The organism is Bradyrhizobium murdochi (assembly GCF_000472965.1).
In the GTDB taxonomy this organism is placed as follows: Bacteria; Pseudomonadota; Alphaproteobacteria; order Rhizobiales; family Xanthobacteraceae; genus Bradyrhizobium; species Bradyrhizobium murdochi.
The window spans coordinates 17,392-33,698 of sequence record NZ_AXAU01000019.1; the positions used below are offsets into that span (position 1 = coordinate 17,392).

Here is a 16,307-nt window from a genome sequence, read left to right on the forward strand (position 1 = left end):
GGTGATTACATCACCAGCCGCGTCATTGCGAGCGAAGCGGACGGCGCAAACCGGGGGAGCAAAACATGCCGACACAGCAAAAATGGTTCGAAGGCTGGCGGCTGTTCGCCCTGCTCGCGCTGACGCTGCTGGCCATGAGCATCTGGATCGCCGGCATGCGCGGCTTCGAGGTCGACGGCGTGCGCATGGTGATCCGCTTCACCGCACGCACCTCGCTGTTACTGTTCTGCCTCGCCTTCGCAGCCGGCGCGCTGGCGCTGTTATGGCCGAACGCGTGGACACGATGGCTGCGCCGCAACCGCCGCTATCTCGGCGTCAGCTTTGCCGCCTCGCACGCCATCCATGCGGCCGCAATTGCCTGCTTCGCCGTGATGGACCCGATAGGCTATGCGGCGGCGACCTCGATCGCGTCCTACATCTTCGGCGGCATCGGGTATGCCTTCATCGTCGCGATGGCCGCGACCTCGTTCGATCGCACGGCCGCTGCGATCGGCGCATGCGCCTGGCGCCGGCTGCATCTCGTGGGCGGCTACTACCTGCTGTTCCAGTTCATGGTGTCGTTCGGCAAGCGGATTCCCGACATGCCGCTCTACGCGCTGTTCCTGATTCCGCTCGTGGCCGTGTTCGCGCTGCGGATGATCGCGATGGCGCCGCGTGCACGCACGACCGCGCGGGCGGGCTAGTCGTCCTTCAGGTAAAACTTCCGTCCGAGACGCCGGTGCACTGACATGACGGCGCGGTCGACGTCGCTGATCAGGCTGTCGCCGAGAACGACATTGGGGATTTCCCAGTTCCGCCCCTCTCGGATGTTGGGAAGTCCGCGCACGGCGGGGACGGACGCCGTTTCGCATCCCGGTTGGCTGCGAAGCGCCGCGTCGGCGATCTGCGTCAGCTCGGCTCTGCTCTTTCCTGTCGTCACTGGTGGCTGGTGCCTTTGCTCATCCCTGCGGCGTCAGCCCGAGGCGCTTGGCGATGATCCGGTCGAGTGTGCGCTTGGGCAACACCGCCGCCATCAACTGGCGCATCGGATCCGGCGCGATGACGTAGCGCACTTTGGGACTGGGCCGCGTCAACGCCTCGAACACCTTCTCGGCGATCTGCTCAGCCGGCAATCCGTTCGCGCCGAGTTGCAGCATGAAGGCGCGGATCTTCTGCAGCGCCGGGAAGTACGGCGAGTTTTTGTAGGCGGAGATATCGACCTCCTCGGCCTTGCTCCAGATCGGCGTCTTGACCGCGCCCGGCGCGATGACGATGACGTCGATCCCGAACAGCATCAGTTCGCGGCGCAGGCTCTCCGACAGCCCCTCGATGGCGTGCTTGGAGGCGGAATAGGCCGAGGTCAGCGGATTGCCGTTCTTGCCGGCGACCGAGGAGATCATCACGATCCGCCCCTTCGGCCCCTTCAAGCTCGGATCGGAGCCGAGCAGCGGCCCGCATGCCTGGGTCGCAATGATCGGCCCGATGAAATTGACCTCCATCTGGCGGCGGAATTCGCCCGCGGCGAGTTCGAGCACGGGACCCGCGACCGCAATGCCGGCATTGTTGACGAGGCCGGCGAGCGTTTCGCCGCTGAGGGCGCCCCGGACCTCGCGCGCCGCCGCCAGCACCGCGGCTTCATCGGTGACATCGAAGATCAGCGGCGTGAAGTTCGCCCCGAACTCGCTCCTGAGGCGGTCGGCATCGGCCTGCTTGCGCACGCTGCCGAACACGCGGAAGCCGCGGTCGAGCAAGAGCTTTGCACTGGCCCAGCCGATGCCGGTGGACGCGCCGGTGATGACAACAGATCTCATGACCTAGGCCTTTGTAAGAGGTTAATGAAGTTCGTCGTGAAGGAATGCTTAAGCTTCGGCTCGGTGGGCTTCCTCCGCGGGGTGCAGCCAGCCTTGACGGCGTCTTGTTCGGCAGATTGCTATTCGAGTTTTCCCGGGAACGGTTTGGTGAGGATAGCAGCCGGACCGGGGTACCGGAAGCCGCGGCAGATGGCCGATCGGTTCGACATCGGCGATTTATCGCGCGAAATCGCAGCATACGTCCCGATCGGATTGGTAAAGCAATTCAGAACGCAAAATTTGCAATGCGCGGCCTGCTTCGACATGCGCCTGTTCCGCAACAACCGCGGCCGATGCATTGCCCGATTCAGATACAGTCGATCTGTGTTCTACCTGGTCCGCACCTTTAACGTGAGTGTAAGGCTCGGCTTGTCATTGTGGGCGCGAACCCTTCAACAACAGACAGGCTGCCCACAATGGTGCAACAGCCGGCGCACTCGATCATTGCCGAACTTGAAGATGCCGTCAGAGGCGGTTCATCCGCCAAGCGGGTGGAGACCCTGCGGCAGGTCACCGATCTCTTCCTCCATGACGGCGAACGCCTCAGCGACGACCAGGTCAAGGTCTTCGACGACGTGCTCTGCCTCCTGATCGCGCGCGTCGAGACGCGGGCAAAGGCCGAACTTTCGAAGCGGCTGGCGCCGCTCGACTACGCCCCGTTCGAAGTCATCCAGCATCTCGCCTGGGACGACGAGATCGAGGTCGCCGGCAGCGTGCTGGCCCATTCCAGCCGGCTCGGCACCGACGTGCTGGTCGAGATCGCCAGCAGCAAGGGACAGGATCACCTGCTCGCCATTTCCGGCCGGGCAAGCCTGCCCGCCGTCGTGACCGATGTCATCGTCGATCGCGGCGAAGACCAGGTGATTCGCAAACTCGCCAACAATGCCGGTGCGCAGTTTTCCGATGAAGGCTATTCCAACATCGTCGCCCGCGCCTCAGCCGACGACGAACTGGTCGAGATCCTCGGTCTTCGCGGCGATCTGCCGCCAAACTGCATGCGCGATCTGCTGCGTCGCGCCAAGGAAGCGGTCCGCGCCCGCCTGCTGGCCATCGCGCCACCCGCGCTCCAGGAAGAGATCAAGCGGGTCCTGAACGAGGTCGCCCGCGAGGCTCCGCCACCGAGCCGCAGCTTCGGAGTCGCCGAGGAACTCGTGAAGCTGATGAAGGGGCTGAACGAGCTCGACGACGCGGCGGTGTACAAATTCGCTGAAACGAACAAGTTCGACGAAGTGACGGTCGCGCTTGCCGTTCTCAACGACATGCCGATCGAGATGACGGCGAAGCTGATGGAAGGGCCGCGGGCCGACCTGATCCTGATTCCTTGCCGGTCAGCACGCCTGAACTGGCCAACGGTCGAGTCCATCCTGCGCAACCGGCCGGTAAAGCCTCCGATCAGCGAGCAGACGCTGGAGATCGCGCAACGCGATTTCCGCAAGCTGTCGATGGAGACGGCCCAGCGCACCGTCCGCTTCTGGCAGTTGCACAACAAGATCGAGAAAGAACCGATTATCCGGACGCATTGAGCGGTCGAATTGGGTCTTGCCTGTGCGCCGTGGTCGCGGCGCGCGCAAGGTCCGAACCGGTCACAAGCCATCCAGCGCGCGATCCAGCCAGCCGTCGGCGCCGCCTCGGACCCATTCAAAGCCGAGCCGCCGGGGTAGATCGACACCCTCGGGGCGAAGCATCCGCACCTCGGGGTGCTCGAAACTGTCCGGCATCAGACAGAACCCGAGGCCCGCCGCCACCATCGCGAGCGCCCGCGCATCGCTATCCGTCTGGGCGACGACCTTCGGCCGCACCTTCCAGGCATCGAGAATGCGCGATGCCGATTGCAACTGCTCGCAGTGCATGCGCACGATCAGGGGCTGGCCCGCCAATATCTCGGGCGAGACTGGCCCGCGCGGAAATGAACGGGCCGAAACGGCCAGCGCCTGCCGATCTGCCGCCAATTCCAATTGCCGCTGGCCGCGTGCGGCCGATCCGAGCGCCGTCAGGACGACATCGTAACGGCCATTGGCAAGCCGCTGCCGCAGCTTGGCAAGGGGCGCATCTTCGGTCCGCCACGACCGCCCCGGCTCGATTGCCCGCAACCGCTCAATGCATTGCGCCACAAATGCCGGAGCAATCGTCGGCAGAATTCCAAGCCGCAGCGGCCTACCCGACGGCCTGCCGCCGGACGCCGCCTTGAGCCGTTCAGCCTGGCGCAAAATCGATCGCGAGGTCTCCAGCACCTCTTCGCCCCTCGGCGTGAGCCTCACGCCACGCGCATGACGCTCCAGCAGTGCGAATCCCAGCTCGGCCTCGAGGGAAGCGATCGCAGCCGACAGCGTCGGCTGCGTGACGAACGCCCGGCGCGCGCCAGCGCTGAAACTGCCCGCTTCGGCGACAGCCACGAAATACCTGATCTGCTTGAAGTCCATCCATAGAGGATATCTATAGCTTGATATCGGAGCAATCGCGATTGCCTAAGCCTCGCGCTGGTCCGAGCATGGCGCCGATCAATGCAGCCGGGAAAGACCGATGGATCATCCGAAACCGCAGATGTCTGCGCACGATGCGATCCGCGAATTGGTCGAACGGGTCACCTATGCGCCCGGCTATACCAAGGCCGTCGGCACCAGGGTCGAGCACGCTGAACCCGGCCATGTCGTGATGTCGCTCGCGAAAAGCGACGGTCTCGTGCAGGCGAACGGCTTCTTTCATGGCGGCGTCATCGCCGGGCTGGCGGACCATGCCGGCGGCGGGGCGGTCACCACGGCCATGCCGCCCGGCCGGTTCGCGGTGACCGTCAACCTCCAGGTTAGCTATCTGGCTCCGGCAAAGGGGGAGTCACTGGTCGCGCGCGCCCGCGCAATCCAGGTCGGAAGCACGATTGGCGTGGCGCATGTCGACGTGGCGTCGCTGGCCGACGGGACGGAGACACCGTGTGCGGTGGCGATCGTGACGCTTCGCGGCGTCGACTTCCCCGCCAAATAAAAGCCACGCAATGCTGGAGAGTGCTGTACGTTCCGATGACGGAACGCGCGTTGCTAGCCAGGATACGAGATCGAAGTCCGGTTCGCTGCTGATCCAGCACATGAGATGTTCGAAGAGCGCGGAAAATCAGGAGCGCTCCTGCTGTTCAACGACGGCGGATATCGTTTCGCACGCGAGAATGCAGATTAAGCGACCGAGCTTTGACTCGGTAAACGCTCACTTTTCCATCGCTAATGTAATTGTTGAACAGCCTCGCACCAAGAATATGCATGAAGCGTCAGCTCTTCGTTTTGGCTTGGCTGGAGCACTCGACGCGGCGTGTTGAAGAATGTGCTTGAAGCATCAATCCTTCAAGGAAACGGCGAGACCGCTGTTGCGATCTCGCCGGATATAGCCGAGCAAGTTTTAAGATTTGGTGTTTAAGTACCAGCCCCTCATCCTGAGGAGCCTGCGAAGCAGGCGTCTCGAAGGATGAAGGCCCGTCTGTGGCCTCATGGTTCGAGACGGCGCTTGCGCGCCTCCTCACCATGAGGGTCAGGCACTCAGTTCTTCGTCTTGTCGACCAGCGCGCCCTTCTTGATCCACGGCATCATGTCGCGGAGCTTGGCGCCGACTTCTTCGATCGGGTGCTGGGCGAGCTTGGCGCGGGTCGCCTTGAACGAGGTCTGGTTGACCTTGTTCTCCAGCATCCAGTCGCGGGCGAACTTGCCGGACTGGATGTCGTTGAGCACCCGCTTCATCTCCTTCTTGGTCTCGTCGGTGACGATGCGCGGGCCGGTGACGTATTCGCCGTACTCGGCGGTGTTGGAGATCGAGTAGTTCATGTTGGCGATGCCGCCTTCATAGATCAGGTCGACGATCAGCTTCACCTCGTGCAGGCACTCGAAATAGGCCATCTCCGGCGCGTAGCCGGCTTCCACCAGCGTCTCGTAGCCGCCCTTGATCAGCTCGACCAGGCCGCCGCAGAGCACCACCTGCTCGCCGAACAGATCGGTCTCGCACTCTTCCTTGAAGGTGGTCTCGATGATGCCGGCGCGGCCGCCGCCGATCGCCGAGGCATAGCTCAAGCCGAGGTCATGGGCATTGCCGGAAACGTCCTTGGCGATCGCGATCAGGCAGGGCACGCCGCCGCCGCGCTGATATTCGGAGCGCACGGTATGGCCGGGGCCCTTCGGCGCGATCATCAGCACGTCTAGGTCGGCGCGCGGGTCGAGCAGGTTGAAATGGACGTTAAGACCGTGCGCAAATACCAGCGCCGCGCCCTTCTTCATGTTGTCGTGCAGGTGCTCGCGGTAGATGTCGCCCTGCAGTTCGTCCGGGGTCAGCATCATCACGAGGTCGGCCCATTTGGCGGCCTCGGCGACTTCCATCACCTTGAAGCCGGCGGCCTCGGCCTTCTTGGCCGAGGCCGAGCCCTGGCGCAGCGCAATCGCCACTTCCTTGACGCCGGAGTCCTTCAGGTTCAGCGCATGGGCGTGGCCCTGGCTGCCATAGCCGACGATGACGACCTTCTTGCCCTTGATCAGGTTCAGGTCGGCGTCGCGATCGTAATAAACACGCATGGTCGTTTCCTCAATCGATGGCCAAAAAGGGCCGGTTAATCAGGCATTTGGACAGGTGGGACCGCCGGTCGCCCGCGAATTTCCGGCGTTGTCTAGAGCATTTTCACTCGAAGGGGAAACCCGTTTATGCATGGCCCGCTGCGGCATCATGCGTCCATGAAGACCGGATAGAGCGAGGCCAGGAGCAGCACCGCCATCACGATGTTGAAGGCGCGCACCGCCCGGCGGGAGGTCAGGATCGGCCGCAGGGCGGTGCCGAACAGAGCCCAGGCCGTGCAGGACAGGATGCCCAGGAGCAGGCTTAAGCCGACCTGGATCGCGATATTCCAGGGATAGGCGGCGATCGCCGCATAGGCGGTGATGGTGCCGATCACCATGACCCAGCCCTTGGCGTTGACCCACTGGAACATCACCGCGCCCCAGAACGTCATCGGACGACCCCGGCTGTCCTGATCCGCGGACGGCGGCTCGGACATCGCAATCGCCCAGGCCAGATAGATCAGGTAGGCCACGCCGGCATATTTCAGGATGGTCTGGAGCACCGGATAGGCGATGAAGATGGTCCCAAGCCCGAGGCCGACCGCGCCGACCATGAAGGCAAAACCGACCGTGATTCCCATGATGTGCGGGATGGTCGGACGGAATCCGTAGGTGAGCCCCGACGACAGCAGCATGATGTTGTTCGGCCCCGGCGTGAAGAACATCACGGTGGCGAACATGATGAAGGCGATCAGCAGGGATTGCGACATGGGGGCCTCATGCGATCTTTGGCAGAACTTGTTTTTCTGAAGCCCTGGTAGGTTTGGACAGCAACATGACGGCGATGCCGCCGACGACGGTGACCATGCCGCCAAGCCGTAGCGGGCCAAAGGTCTCGCCGAACACGACGCTCGATGCAGCGGAACCGACGAACGGCACCAAAAGCGCAAACGGCACCACCTGCGCCGCCGGGTAATCCCGCAGCAGCCGGCCCCACAGCCAGTAGGCGATGCTGGTGGAGACGGCGCCGAGGCCAATCATGCACAACAAACCGGTGAGGGACATGTGGGTCAGCGCATGCCAGGTCGGCTGCGGGCCGTTGCTGACCAGCGTCAACGCAAACAGCGGAACCGCGGCAACTAGACACAGCCACGCGAACAGGTCGAACATCGGCACGCCCTGCGCATGCCGCAGCAGCAGGTTGCCGACCGCGAAGCTGAGCGGCGAGATCATCAATATCGCGAAGGCGCTGACGCTGAAATCGTAGCCGACGGTGCCGCAGATCATCAGTAGGCCAGCGGTGGCGATGGCAATGCCGACTGTCTGCCCCGCGCTCGGCCGCTCGCGAAACAACAGCGCGGCAAAGCCGATGGTGAACAGCGCCTGGCTCTGCACGATCACGCTGGAGAGACCGACCGGAACGCCGCGCGCAATGGCAAAGGCCTGGGCAAGAAACTGGCCGAGGAACAGGGTGAAGCTGATCGCGACCAGCACCGTCCAGGAAACCTTGGGCCGCGCCACGAACAGGCAGGGCAAGGCCGCGATGGAAAAGCGCAGCGTCGTCATCAATTCCGGCGAAAACTCGTCGAGCGCGATCCGGCTGGCCACGAAAGCAAGCCCCCAGATCACCGCTACCAGCACGGCGATGCAAACATCGGCCGGTTTCATTTTTTTCTAGCTCTGTTGATCCGGCTTTGGCTTGCGCAGGAGATAGGTGCCGTGCAGCGGCGCGTGATAATCAACCGATTCCAGCGTGAAGCCGATATCGGTCAGCATGCGCTCGATCACCCAACCGAAGGTCGAGTACTCGTCGCGCATATGGGTGACCACGCCTTCGCGCTGGAAATCGTGATTCTTGATGGTGAAATCGGCCCATTGGTCGACATCGCGCTCGGTGCCGTCGGGCATGCTGACGAACACGATGTCGCGCAGGTAGAAATTCGCGCCGGGCTTCAGCGCGGCATAGATCCTTGCCAGCGCCACCGCCTTCCAGAAGTCAGGCAGATGGTGCAACGTGAATTCGCTGACGATCAGGTCGTAGGAATCCGGCTGGTAGGCAAAGCTCAGGAGGCCTGCCGGCTGGGTGCGGATCGCTACCTTGCGGTCGCGGGCCTGGATATTGGCGAGCGCCAGCATCGCCGGCGAAATATCTATTGCGTCGACCTCGGCCCCCATCAACGCCGCTTCGCAGGCCAGTACACCGTTGCCGCAACCGATATCGGCCACGCGCCAGCCGCGCTGCACGCCGAGCATGGTGAGCGCGGCCCGTGCGCGATCGTCGCTGTCGTCATGCCGGTCGTAGATCGAGGCGACCGCCGAATCGAGCCCGAGCCGCCGCCTTTGAGTGTAATACCAGTCACGCGCCAGCATGTTTACATCCCCTCAGGCCCGCGCCCGATCGCGGCTACGCCAGTGCGCGCCACCTCGACAAGGCCGAGCGGGCGCATCAGGTCGATAAATTGGCTGATCTTGGATGAATTGCCTGTGATCTCGAACACAAAACTCTCTGTCGTGGCGTCGATCACGCGCGCGCGGAACGCGTCCGCCAGCCGCAGCGCCTCGACCCGGCTGTCGCCGCGGCCGCGCACCTTGACCATGGCGAGCTCCCGCTCGATCGAGCGACCGGTAATCGTCATGTCGACGACGCGATAGACCGGGATCATACGGTCGAGCTGGTGCTTGATTTGCTCGATCACCGTCGGCGTGCCCGTCGTGACGATGGTGATGCGCGAGAGATGTTTGTGGCTCTCGGTCTCGGAGACGGTGAGACTGTCGATGTTGTAACCACGGCCCGAAAACAGACCGATCACGCGCGCGAGCACGCCGGGCTCGTTCTGCACCAGCACCGAGAGCGTATGCGTCTCGTTGGGATCGTGGCGCTCTTCCAGGAAGTAGGCGGATGCGGGCTGGTTCATTGTGGTCCCCTTACATATCCTCTCGTCACGCCATCGCCCGTTGGGCGGCTGTAGTGGCATCCGTGCCGATCCATTTTCGAAACAGATCAAAATCGATATTGCCGCCAGACAGGATCAAGCCGACGCGCCTGCCGGCGAGCTTCTGCCTTTCGTGCAGCGCGGCGGCCAGCGGGGCTGCGCCGGCGCCTTCGGCGAGGTTGTGCGTGTCGGTCCAGTAGGCGCGGACGGCGGCTGCGACCTCGTCGTCCGTGACCTGGACGATGCGCGCGGCGCCCTTGCGGATGATGGCGAATGCGTCCGGATCGGGATTGCGCGTCGCCATGCCGTCCGCCAGCGTGTTGCTGGTTTCGGTGGTTACCACCGTGCCAGCCGCAAACGACAGTGCGTAGGACGGCGCTTCGGTCGACTGCACGCCGACGATTTCGGTTTTCAGCCCGAGCAGATCGCGCGCCATGATGCAGCCGGAGATGCCCGAGCCCTGCCCGATCGGCACATAGAGAATGTCGAGGTCAGGCGCCGTCCGGAACAGTTCGAGCGCGTAGGTGGCGACGCCGAGCACCAGATCCGGATGGAACGACGGCACCATATGAAGGCCGGCGAACTGGGCACGGCGCTGGGCTTCTTCGGCCGCCGCCTGAAAATCCTCGCCATGCTCGACGAGGTCGGCGCCGAACGCGCGCATGGCGCGGTTCTTCTCCACCGAATTGCCCTTCGGCACGTAAATCACCGCTGGCACGCCGTGGCGGGAGGCCGCGAACGCAAGGCTCTGGCCGTGATTGCCGCGCGTGGCGGAAATGATCCCCGATATGTCCGGCCGCTCCTGCTTCAGCCGGTCGAGATAGATCAGCCCACCGCGCACCTTGAACGCGCCAATCGGCGTGTGGTTCTCGTGCTTGACGATCACCGTTGTGCCGAGCCGCTCTGCCAACAGCGGCCAGGCATGCGCCGGCGTCGGAGGCACCGCCTGCCCCACGATCTCGTGCGCGCGTTCGAGCTCTCTGAGGTCAAACATGGGTTCTCGTCAACCTTCTCTCTTTTTGTCATCCCCGCGAAGGCGGGGATCCAGTATTCCAGAGACGCCCCGAGATTGACGGAGACGCCGTGGCGTACTGGATCGCCCGGTCCCGGCTACGCCAAGGCTTCGCCGAGGCTGTCCGGTCCTGGCTCGCCGAAGCTCTAGCGGAGGCGGCAAGCCGGGCGATGACAGCGGAATTTTTGTCTCGCGTCCTCACAGCAATCTCTTACCTCGCATCCTCACACCAGCGCCTTGCCGCCAGCAAACGCCGCGGCGGTGGCTTCATCGGTTGCTTCCGCCGGCAGCAGCATTTCGTTGTGCGCCTTGCCGGATGGAATCATCGGGAAGCAGTTTTCCAGCGCGGCGACGCGGCAATCGAACAGCACCGGGCGCTTGACCTTGATCATCTCCTTGAGCGCACCGTCGAGATCGCTGGGCTTGATCGCCTGGATGCCGACGCATCCGAAGGCGTCCGCGAGCTTGACGAAATCCGGCAGCGCCTCGGAGTAAGAATGCGACAACCGGTTGCCGTGCAGGAGCTGCTGCCACTGCCGCACCATGCCCATGTACTGGTTGTTCAGGATGAAGATCTTGATCGGCAGCTCAAACTGAACCGCCGTCGACATCTCCTGCATCGTCATCTGCACCGAGGCATCGCCGGCGATATCGATCACGAGGCTGTCGGGATGCGCGACCTGCACGCCGAGCGCTGCCGGCAGGCCATAGCCCATCGTGCCGAGTCCACCCGACGTCATCCAGCGGTGCGGCTCGTCAAAGCCAAAGAACTGCGCCGCCCACATCTGATGCTGGCCGACCTCGGTGGTGATGTAGGTGTCGTGGCCGCGCGTCGCCTCGAACAGCTTCTGGATCGCGTATTGCGGCAGGATCACGTCATTGCTCTTCTTGTAGGCGAGCGAATTGCGCGCGCGCCATTTGGCGATCTCCTGCCACCACGCCTTGATATCTGGCTTCTTCGCTTCCGCCTTGAACACCTGCAGCAAATCGCCGAGCACGTTGCCGGCGTCGCCGATGATCGGCACGTCGACGTGGATGTTCTTGTTGATCGAGGACGGATCGATATCAATGTGGATCTTCTTCGAACCCGGCGAGAACGCGTCAGTCCGGCCGGTGATGCGGTCGTCGAAGCGGGCGCCGACGCACAGCATGACGTCGCAACCATGCATCGTCATGTTGGCCTCGTAGGTGCCGTGCATGCCGAGCATGCCGAGCCAGTTCTTCCCCGTGGCCGGATAGGCGCCGAGGCCCATCAGGGTCGAGGTGATCGGAAAGCCGGTGACATCCACGAGCTCACGCAGCAGCTTCGAGGCTTCGGGTCCGGAATTGATGACGCCGCCGCCGGAATAGATCACCGGGCGCTTGGCGGCAGCCAATAGCGCCACCGCTTTTCGGATCTGCGCCGCATCGCCTTTCACCCGCGGGGTATAGGACACATGCACGTCGGATTTGCGCGGCGGATGATAGGTGCCGAGCGCAAACTGCACATCCTTGGGCACGTCGACCACGACGGGTCCGGGACGGCCCGTGGTCGCAACGTAGAACGCCTCGTGCAGCACCTTGGCCAGATCGTTGACGTCGCGCACCAGCCAGTTGTGCTTGGTGCAGGGACGGGTGATGCCGACGGTGTCGCATTCCTGGAACGCGTCGTTGCCGATCAGGTGCGTCGGCACTTGCCCTGTGATGCACACCAGCGGGATCGAATCCATCAGCGCATCGGTCAGCGGCGTCACCATGTTGGTGGCGCCAGGGCCCGACGTCACCAGCACCACGCCCGGCTTGCCGGTCGAGCGCGCATAGCCCTCGGCGGCATGGCCGGCGCCTTGCTCGTGCCGCACCAGGATGTGCTCGACGTCGCTCTGCTGGAAAATCTCGTCATAGATCGGAAGCACGGCGCCGCCGGGATAGCCGAAGATGTGCTGGACGCCATGATCGATGAGCGCGCGCACGATCATCGCGGCGCCGGTCATCTGATTGGGGTCGTTGCTCTTGTCGGTCATGGTTTGCTCCGGATGCGCTGGTCGGCGCGGCTTCTTTCGGTTGTCTGTTTTGGGAAATAAAAAAGGGCCCGAGAGGCCCCATGCACACCGCCTGAATTTGGATGGCCGCTAGCCATCCCCGGCGGTGTGCCTGGGTACGACGACGATAAGGAGTTTGGTAATAATGTTACGCATTTGGCGGCTCGGACTTCCCGAAGGTTGCGCGGGTTATACCGTTCGGCCCCCGGAAGTCAAGGGACGGACGCTTTCGGCGCGATTTAGGCAGTGTAGCGGTGTTCCGGGCATTCGGCGAGGGGGAATTTTATGCGTGCAGCCATGCGCCGTCCTCCCCTCATGGTGAGGAGCGCGTCTTCGCGCGTCTCGAACCATGAGGCCCGTGGCCCATCCTTCGAGACGCCGCTTCGCGGCTCCTCAGGATGAGGTCTGCATGCCTGGCCACCCCCTCGCCGCCTCCGGCGTCACCCATTCGAACTCCGGCAGTTGATGCCTGAACCACGTGAACTGCCGTTTTGCATAATGGCGGGTGTCGGCGCGGCCGATTTCGGCGGCCTCCTCGCGCGTGATTTCTCCCCTGAGGTGCCGGATCAGCGCCGGCACGCCGTGGGCCTTCATCGCCGGCAGCAGGGGATCGAGCTTTCGGGCGGCGAGCGCTGCGACCTCCTCCAGCGCACCCGCGGCCAGCATCGCGCCGAACCGCGCATCGATCCGCGCGTATAGTTTTTCGCGCTCAGGCGCGAGGAACAGCGCCGAGAACTCGCTCCGAGGCAGCAGCGGCGGCAGGCCCTCGCGATGCCAGTCCGGCAGGGTGCGGCCGGTGCCTTCCACGACTTCCAGGGCGCGGGCAATCCGGGTGCGGTCGCGCGGCTTCAGGCGCTCGGCGGAGACGGGATCACGCCGCATCAGCTCAGTGTGCAGCGCTTCGACGCCGTCGCGTTCCAGCCGGGCGCGTACGGCTTCGCGCACCTCGGCCGGGATCGGCGGCACCGCGGAGAGACCGCGCGTCAATGCCTTGAAATAAAGGCCGGACCCGCCGACGAAGATCGGCAGCCGCTTCTCCGCGCGCGCCTCTGCGAGCACCTTTCCCGCATCCGTCACCCACGCTCCGGCCGAGAAATTGACCGACGCGTCGACATGGCCGTAGAGCCGGTGCGGCACGCGCGCCTCCTCCTCCGGCGTCGGCCGCGCCGTGATGACGCGGAGATCGCGGTAGACCTGCATCGAATCGGTGTTGATGACGACGCCGCCGGTCTTTTGCGCCAATTCGAGCGCCAGGGCCGACTTGCCGCTGGCGGTCGGCCCTGCGATAAGCACGGCCTTGCTCAAATCTAGCTGAAAAGCCTGCATGTCCCTGGTCGCCACCCTCATCTGCAATCCGGCCAACCCCGCGCTCGACTCCACCATCGTCGACGGCGCGCTGGCCGTTCTCCCCTCGCCGGGAACGGCGCAATGGCTGTTCGACGAAGTGGCAGTCGACATTCCCTTTGACAGCCAGGTCAAGAGCCCGGACGAGATCAAAGCGATCGAAACCCGCCTGCAACAGGCGCGCGGTGACCTGCCGATCGACATTGTCGTGCAGCCTGCCGCGTTCAGGCGCAAGAAGCTTTTTCTCGCCGACATGGACTCCACCATGATCGGCCAGGAATGCATCGACGAGCTGGCCGATTTCGCCGGACTGAAGGCGCATGTCGCAGGCATCACCGAACGCGCGATGCGCGGCGAGATCGAATTCGAGCCGGCGCTGCGCGAGCGTGTGGCGCTCCTGAAGGACCTGCCGGTCAGCGTGGTCGATGAAGTCCTGGCAAAACGCATCACGCCGACGCCGGGAGGCCGCGAGCTGGTTTCCACGATGCGCGCCAACGGCGCCTGGACCTGCCTGATCTCCGGCGGCTTCACGCTGTTCACGCATGCGGTCGCGACCAAGATCGGATTTCAGGAAAACCGCGCCAACGAGTTGAAGGTGCGGGACGGCAAATTCAGCGGCGAGGTGGCCGAGCCGATCCTCGGCCGCGCCGCCAAATTGGCTACGCTGATCGAGCTTCGCGAATCCTTCGATCTCGACGAGATCGATACGCTGGTGGCCGGCGACGGCGCCAACGACCTCGGCATGATCCAGGCCGCGGGCCTCGGCGTCGCCTATCACGCCAAGCCGGCGGTCGCCGCCGCTGCCGCCGCGCGGATCGACTACGGCGATCTCACCGCGCTGTTGTATGCGCAAGGCTATCGGCGCGAGGAGTTTGTAGGGGGATAAGAACTCTTGCGTCGTCCCTGCACACGCAGGGACCCATACGCCGCGGCCCGTCCATGATGCGATGGGGCCAGTTGCCTTTGATACAATCCGCGCTGGCGGTTATGGGTCCCTGCGTGCGCAGGGACGACATCGCGTTTTGATCAGCAGCAGGTTTACGCGGATCTAACAATCCCTACTGCACACCGACTGCCACGAACCGCAATTCGCCCTCGCCGTTCGACACCAGCAGCAGCACCGATTTCTTGCCGTCCTTCTTGAGCTGATCGACGCGCTTCTTGATGTCTGCCGCGCTGGCGACCGCTTCCTGCGCCACCTCGACGATGACGTCGCCGGCAGAGAGCCGCTTGTCGGCGGCGTCGGAGGAGCCGTCGACGCCGGTGATGATGACGCCTTTCACGCTCTCCTTGATCTTGTACTTCGTGCGCAGGTCCTTGCTTAGCGCGGCAAGATCGAGGCCGAGCGCTTTTTGCGTCACAGGCTTCTCGACAGGGTCTTCCTTGGTTTTGGCGGCGGCCTGCTGCACCTTTTCGGTATCCTCGAGGCGGCCGAGCGTAACCTTGCGGGTTTCCTCGTTACCCTTGCGGATGATGACCACGTCGACTTCCTTGCCGACGGCGGTATCGGCGACGACACGGGATAGATCCTTCGGGTCCTTGACGTCCTTGCCGTCGAACTTGACGACGACATCGCCGGGCTCGATGCCGGCAGGCTTGGCCGGCCCCTTGTCGTCGATGCCGGCGACCAGCGCGCCGCGGGCGGGCTTGATGTTGAGGCTTTCGGCGATCTCCTCGGTGACCTGCTGGATCCGCACGCCGAGCCAGCCGCGGCGTAGTTCGCCGAACTGCCGGAGCTGATCAACTACGGCGGCCACCGTCTTCGACGGCACCGCGAAGCCGAGGCCGATCGAGCCGCCAGTCGGCGAGATGATCAGCGTGTTGACGCCGACCACTTCGCCTTCGAGGTTGAACAGCGGCCCGCCGGAATTGCCGCGGTTGATGGAGGCATCGGTCTGGATGTAGCTGTCGTATGGCCCCTGGCTGATGTCGCGGTTGCGCGCCGACACAATACCGGCCGTGACCGAGCCGCCGAGGCTGAACGGATTGCCGATCGCAATCACCCACTCGCCAAGCCGCAGCTTGTCGGAATCGCCGAACTTCACCGCAGTCACCGGCTTCACAGGCTTGAACTTCAAGACCGCAATGTCGGTCTTCTTGTCGACGCCGACCAGTTCGGCCTTGATCTTGGTGCCGTCGTTCATGATCAAGTTGATCTCGTCGGCATCCGCGATGACGTGATTGTTGGTAACGACGATGCCGGCGGCATCGACGATAAAACCGGAGCCGAGCGAATTGGTCTTGCGCGGCGGCTGCATTTCGCCGCTCTTGTCGCCGCCCTTGGGCAGGCCGCCGCGCCGGTTCTTGAAGAAGTCGTCAAAGAATTCCTCGAACGGCGAGCCCGGCGGCAGTTGCGGCATCGTATCCCTGCCGCCCTTGGCTTCCACGCTCTGCGAGGTCGAAATATTGACGACGGAATCGATCACCTTCTCGGCAATGTCGGCGATACCGTCCGGCCCGCGCGCGCTGGCCGGCACTGAAGCCAGCATGCTGGCGGCACCGAGCGAGATCGCAATTCCCATCAGGCGCAGGCGGCTTTTCAAGGCGGGTCTGGCACCGGTCATGTCGGCTCGTCTCCAAAGGCTCAAATTTGGGGCCCACAGTGCGCCCGAACGGGTCCTCGGCGCAAGCATCTGCGCCTGACATTCCGGCGG

At 63.8% G+C, this 16,307-nt stretch carries 16 protein-coding genes; 4 read left to right on the plus strand and 12 right to left on the minus strand.

Annotation, left to right across the window (positions count from 1 at the left end; all coding sequences use genetic code 11):
* Positions 1-65: 65 nt before the first annotated feature.
* Positions 66-683: a hypothetical protein gene (locus YUO_RS0128285; RefSeq protein WP_028350292.1), complete on the plus strand. Its 618-nt coding sequence runs from the start codon at positions 66-68 to the stop codon at positions 681-683.
* Here YUO_RS0128285 and YUO_RS0128290 read toward each other — a convergent pair.
* Both YUO_RS0128290 and YUO_RS0128295 read right to left on the minus strand, forming a co-directional pair.
* Complete coding sequence (locus tag YUO_RS0128290) at positions 680-919, minus strand: hypothetical protein (protein ID WP_028350293.1); 240 nt, start codon at positions 917-919, stop codon at positions 680-682. The two genes, YUO_RS0128285 and YUO_RS0128290, sit on opposite strands and share 4 nt — an antisense overlap.
* A gap of 19 nt (positions 920-938) precedes the next feature.
* Positions 939-1,790: an SDR family oxidoreductase gene (locus tag YUO_RS0128295; protein ID WP_028350294.1), complete on the minus strand. Its 852-nt coding sequence runs from the start codon at positions 1,788-1,790 to the stop codon at positions 939-941.
* Positions 1,791-2,245: 455 nt separating this feature from the next.
* Between YUO_RS0128295 and YUO_RS0128305 the strand changes: the two genes are divergently transcribed.
* Positions 2,246-3,352 (plus strand): DUF2336 domain-containing protein, encoded by a 1,107-nt coding sequence (locus YUO_RS0128305; RefSeq protein ID WP_028350296.1) that lies wholly within the window; start codon positions 2,246-2,248, stop codon positions 3,350-3,352.
* Between the two features lie 60 nt (positions 3,353-3,412).
* On the opposite strand, the gene YUO_RS0128310 is transcribed toward YUO_RS0128305, so the two are convergent.
* Positions 3,413-4,249, minus strand: a complete 837-nt coding sequence (locus tag YUO_RS0128310) for a LysR family transcriptional regulator (protein ID WP_028350297.1) — start codon at positions 4,247-4,249, stop codon at positions 3,413-3,415.
* Positions 4,250-4,349: 100 nt separating this feature from the next.
* Between YUO_RS0128310 and YUO_RS41950 the strand changes: the two genes are divergently transcribed.
* Positions 4,350-4,805, plus strand: a complete 456-nt coding sequence (locus YUO_RS41950; RefSeq protein WP_051379688.1) for a PaaI family thioesterase — start codon at positions 4,350-4,352, stop codon at positions 4,803-4,805.
* A gap of 542 nt (positions 4,806-5,347) precedes the next feature.
* On the opposite strand, the gene ilvC is transcribed toward YUO_RS41950, so the two are convergent.
* From ilvC to miaA, 8 genes are all read right to left on the minus strand, one after another.
* On the minus strand, positions 5,348-6,367 hold the full coding sequence (gene ilvC / locus YUO_RS0128325) for a ketol-acid reductoisomerase (RefSeq protein ID WP_028350298.1): 1,020 nt from the start codon (positions 6,365-6,367) through the stop codon (positions 5,348-5,350).
* 146 nt (positions 6,368-6,513) lie between these two features.
* Positions 6,514-7,116, minus strand: coding sequence for a LysE family translocator (locus tag YUO_RS0128330; protein ID WP_028350299.1), 603 nt, complete (start codon positions 7,114-7,116; stop codon positions 6,514-6,516).
* A gap of 7 nt (positions 7,117-7,123) precedes the next feature.
* The gene (locus tag YUO_RS0128335) at positions 7,124-8,014 is read right to left on the minus strand and encodes an EamA family transporter (protein WP_028350300.1); all 891 of its coding nucleotides are present in this window, start codon (positions 8,012-8,014) and stop codon (positions 7,124-7,126) included.
* A gap of 6 nt (positions 8,015-8,020) precedes the next feature.
* Complete coding sequence (locus tag YUO_RS0128340) at positions 8,021-8,716, minus strand: class I SAM-dependent methyltransferase (RefSeq protein ID WP_028350301.1); 696 nt, start codon at positions 8,714-8,716, stop codon at positions 8,021-8,023.
* 2 nt (positions 8,717-8,718) lie between these two features.
* Positions 8,719-9,261, minus strand: a complete 543-nt coding sequence (gene ilvN / locus YUO_RS0128345) for an acetolactate synthase small subunit (protein WP_028350302.1) — start codon at positions 9,259-9,261, stop codon at positions 8,719-8,721.
* 25 nt (positions 9,262-9,286) lie between these two features.
* Complete coding sequence (locus YUO_RS0128350; protein WP_028350303.1) at positions 9,287-10,273, minus strand: threonine dehydratase; 987 nt, start codon at positions 10,271-10,273, stop codon at positions 9,287-9,289.
* A 242-nt stretch (positions 10,274-10,515) separates the two neighbouring features.
* Positions 10,516-12,291, minus strand: a complete 1,776-nt coding sequence (locus tag YUO_RS0128355) for an acetolactate synthase 3 large subunit (RefSeq protein WP_028350304.1) — start codon at positions 12,289-12,291, stop codon at positions 10,516-10,518.
* Between the two features lie 411 nt (positions 12,292-12,702).
* Positions 12,703-13,635 carry a tRNA (adenosine(37)-N6)-dimethylallyltransferase MiaA gene (miaA, locus tag YUO_RS0128360; protein WP_028350305.1) on the minus strand — a complete coding sequence of 311 codons (933 nt, stop codon included), beginning with the start codon at positions 13,633-13,635 and terminating at the stop codon, positions 12,703-12,705.
* Between miaA and serB the strand changes: the two genes are divergently transcribed.
* Positions 13,634-14,539 (plus strand): phosphoserine phosphatase SerB, encoded by a 906-nt coding sequence (gene serB, locus YUO_RS0128365; protein ID WP_028350306.1) that lies wholly within the window; start codon positions 13,634-13,636, stop codon positions 14,537-14,539. The genes miaA and serB overlap by 2 nt on opposite strands.
* A gap of 172 nt (positions 14,540-14,711) precedes the next feature.
* Here the strand turns inward: serB and YUO_RS0128370 are convergent, their stop codons facing one another.
* Complete coding sequence (locus YUO_RS0128370) at positions 14,712-16,217, minus strand: Do family serine endopeptidase (protein ID WP_028350307.1); 1,506 nt, start codon at positions 16,215-16,217, stop codon at positions 14,712-14,714.
* Between the last annotated feature and the right edge of the window lie 90 nt (positions 16,218-16,307).